The sequence below is a fragment of the Microcystis sp. M_OC_Ca_00000000_C217Col genome, from assembly GCF_007095585.1.
In the GTDB taxonomy this organism is placed as follows: domain Bacteria; phylum Cyanobacteriota; class Cyanobacteriia; order Cyanobacteriales; family Microcystaceae; genus Microcystis; species Microcystis panniformis.
The window spans coordinates 1-3,386 of sequence record NZ_SFBV01000229.1; the positions used below are offsets into that span (position 1 = coordinate 1).

Consider the following 3,386-nt stretch of genomic DNA (forward strand, 5'->3'; position numbering starts at 1 on the left):
CCCTAAGCCGAGTTTTCAAGGTGCTGCGCCGTCCACTTGGTTTTCGAGACTGGCCTTTTAATTCTAACGTAAAGCCAACCTAGAACGGCGGGGTTTCAGACCCAAAATTTCCGATGAGAAAGTTATCCGCAATCAATAAAGTATCGAATCGGGGCAAGAAAAATTCAACTAAGAGGAGTTTAACTGATGACAGCCGCCACTGAAAAAGATTTAAAAAGATTAGAGGATTTAATTATCGGCATTGCCAACGGACAAAAAGCGATCGAAAACCGACTAACCACCATGGAAAACCGACTAACCACCATAGAAAACGGACAGAAGAATTTAGAGTTAGGGCAGTCGGAAATTAAAGGCGATATCCGAACCCTAGACGCGAAGATAGAGGGTTTAAGCGATCGAGTTAAAGTTATAGAGAATGCGGCGGGAAAAACCACCGATCTCGCCGAAAAAGTCGGAGAATTGAAAAACTGGAAACAGATCGGAGTAGTGGTGATCACGGCTTGGCTCAGTTCGATCCTCAGTGGTGTTACGGGTGGGGTAATCGGTTGGCTAATCCGAGCGGCGAAAGTTAACCCCTAATGGCGTTGCTGAATCAAGATATGAAGACTGATTTTGCACCTGTCCACCAGAACGTAGGTTGGGTTGAAGCATGAAACCCAACGCCCGCATAGTTTACGCTACCGCTAACCCATCCTACAAATAATTGTGCCTCCCTACTTATGAATGCTGATTTTGCACCTGTCCACCAGTCAACCTAGTTCTAGGTTTTAAAACTTACCCAAGAAGACAGGTAATAATTATCCCCAAAATACTCTGGGGAGTAACCTAAATAACCAACCTTAAAAAAACTCGCTGCTACACTTGAGTTAGTAGATGCACCCTGATGAAAAAGGAGAGTCAAAGAAAGCTCTCCTTTTTTTTTGTTGAGAAAGCAATCCGGGGGATTTAGCCGCGGTTAGCAGGTAGTTTCGCCTTGCGTGCCATGTCTTTGAAACCATTCAAGCTCGGACCAGGGCGACGGCGAGACATACTAGGAGTAATCAAGTATTTTGTCGCAAATTCTACTTCTTGCGGCTCTACTTTACCGTTAGTAGCGGCTACGGGTGCCGGTGCGCTCACAGGAGCAGCTGGAGTTTCTTTTACTTGCTTTTCTTTCTTAATAGAAGTTTTTTGGGCTTTTTTCTCGGCTACAGGGGCAGCAGCAGATTCCACAACAGGTGCGGGCGCTTCCACCACAGGTGCGACTACAGCCGTGGTTGCTGTTGCTTGTTGTTCACCATCGGTTTCTTTTAGTTCTAGGTAAAAGTCAGATTTTTTGCCACCAAAGAGATTTTTTAACATCGGGGATCACTCCGAGAGTTGGGAAAATGTAAAAGACTAGGTATTTAAAAATTTATCATTGACCGGGATCAGGCAGCAAACAAGATTATTCTCTTGACAATTTCTCTCCTTCATCTATTTTTCTCTGGATAATCTTTACCAGACAAAGTGTTTTAAAACAAGTTAAATTTACAAAAATTTACAAAAATTAAGAACGAGAAACCCCGACGCAAACAAGGGTAAAAACTGCTGGAGACGTTGCTGACAACGTCTCCAGATTATTTATTGGGGATTTGGTCGGATTTAGCCAGCTGCGGGTACACGGCTGCCGCTAACTCCGGGTACAGGACCACGACGAATGTTGGTTTCCGTTTCGATGGGAACGAATTCAATATGATTAAGGAGGGTAGTAACGAAAGCAAAGAGTAAAAAAGGCAAAGAGAGGACGACGACTAACCCCACGGTAGCGAGGGCGAAAATTTGTCTAGTGCTACTCCAAAGAGCTAGAGTGGAAGCCAGAGTAAGAAAAATAACGATTAACCAGACGATTATTTGTCCGTAAATATCTCCGAAGGTGAGGGTGCAAACCATGCGATAGTTACGAAAATCCTTATCCATAACAGTAAACCCGTAGATAGTCAGTTATTGTTTTAGGGTAAGTCTAGAATCGTTAGCTTGGTCAATATTTAAAGGTTTTTATAAACACTTGTTGATAAATCTTTACAATTCCGCCCCGAGCGGGTAGCCAAATCTAGAGATAAGTAGGGAGGCACAATTATTTGTAGGATGGGTTAGCGGTAGCGTAACCCATCGGGGCGTTGGGTTTCATGCTTCAACCCAACCTACGTTCATCTTATATTTAATTCCACCCACCTACTTAAGAGCGGTATTGTTTGGTTGCTCTCCTCAGAATTGATAAGAATTGCTAAGAATTACCAAAAAACTGGCCATAATTTTGGCGAACGCTCTTTACAATTAAATTATAAAGGCAAGGAGGAGCAAGCCTAATGAAAACTTTTGTTGAGCGTTATTGGTCTTGGTTTAATTGGACAACCTTAGCGATGGTTGTTCTCGGTTTCTGGTTAAGTGCCAGTTTCGTCATCGATTTAATCATTCTCCCCAGCTTATCCGTAGCTGGCATGATGACACAAAATGGCTTTGCCAGTGCTGGTTACTTGCTATTTGGCATTTTTAACCATCTGGAATTAGTTTGTGCGGCGATTGTGCTGTGTAGCTTTGTTGTCTTCCACCGCTATCATACCTTAATCCATCTCCCCGAACATCGATCGCTTCTATTCGCTGGTGTTCTCTTAGTAATCACCCTAATTTACACCTATTTTCTCACTCCCAATCTGAGTGCTATGGGTTTACTGGCTCCCGTTGCCGCGTCGGGAATGTCGGGAGAAATGATGTCTTTGCAGATTGGTTACTGGTGTCTAGAAGTGGTTAAGGGTTTAATAGCTTTCACCCTGTTGCGCTGGTGTTGGCGAGATGCCTTTAAGTTAGCTTAGTTGTTGATTAAAAGCGGGGTTCAACCCGCTTTTTTTAGTTCTAGCAATATAATCCGCCTATTTGATTTCTGAACAGAGACGCAGCGCATCCAGCAAAGCCAAGAATACAAGTCATAAGTAGTCATGCAAAATTAATTACCTGCCCGATCGAGCTAAAACCCTTACGGGGCAATGATCGTCATGTGTAAATAATTTTGCCTAGGTACTTAAATATTTTAAACTTCATTTAGGTGCCCTAGGGGATTCCATGATTGATAACGGACAAGTTTAATAATTTGCTATCTAAGAATAAATCAGAACGTAGGTTGGGTTGAAGCATGAAACCCAACGCCCGCTCATGTTACGCTACCGCTAACCCATCCTACAAATAATTGTGCCTCCCTACTTATCTAAGAATAAATCTAGGGGATTCCATGATTGATAACGGACAACTTTAATATACTTTAGACGTTCATAATCTGAGATTTATTAAACTTCTGAAATCGTAGAGTCAGCAAGGAATCCAGTTCTTTTTTATGTTTCAGATGGGCATCATTCAGACATTCATAAATAGCT

General features: G+C 42.6%; 4 protein-coding genes and 1 pseudogene. 2 read left to right on the top strand and 3 right to left on the bottom strand.

All coding sequences use genetic code 11. From position 1 onward, the window contains the following. Positions 1–186 precede the first annotated feature (186 nt). On the top strand, positions 187–579 hold the full coding sequence (locus EWV66_RS13955; protein ID WP_052277471.1) for a hypothetical protein: 393 nt from the start codon (positions 187–189) through the stop codon (positions 577–579). Positions 580–945: 366 nt separating this feature from the next. Here EWV66_RS13955 and EWV66_RS13960 read toward each other — a convergent pair whose 3' ends face one another. Beyond that, the gene (locus tag EWV66_RS13960) at positions 946–1,341 is read right to left on the bottom strand and encodes a hypothetical protein (RefSeq protein WP_052277472.1); all 396 of its coding nucleotides are present in this window, start codon (positions 1,339–1,341) and stop codon (positions 946–948) included. A 282-nt stretch (positions 1,342–1,623) separates the two neighbouring features. After that, complete coding sequence (locus tag EWV66_RS13965; RefSeq protein ID WP_002758945.1) at positions 1,624–1,938, bottom strand: hypothetical protein; 315 nt, start codon at positions 1,936–1,938, stop codon at positions 1,624–1,626. Between the two features lie 389 nt (positions 1,939–2,327). Here EWV66_RS13965 and EWV66_RS13970 point away from each other — a divergent pair, with 389 nt between their 5' ends. Then, complete coding sequence (locus EWV66_RS13970; RefSeq protein ID WP_002758944.1) at positions 2,328–2,831, top strand: hypothetical protein; 504 nt, start codon at positions 2,328–2,330, stop codon at positions 2,829–2,831. A gap of 443 nt (positions 2,832–3,274) precedes the next feature. Here the strand turns inward: EWV66_RS13970 and EWV66_RS13975 are convergent. Continuing rightward, positions 3,275–3,386 (bottom strand): annotated as a pseudogene (locus tag EWV66_RS13975) (IS630 family transposase); the annotation flags it as partial.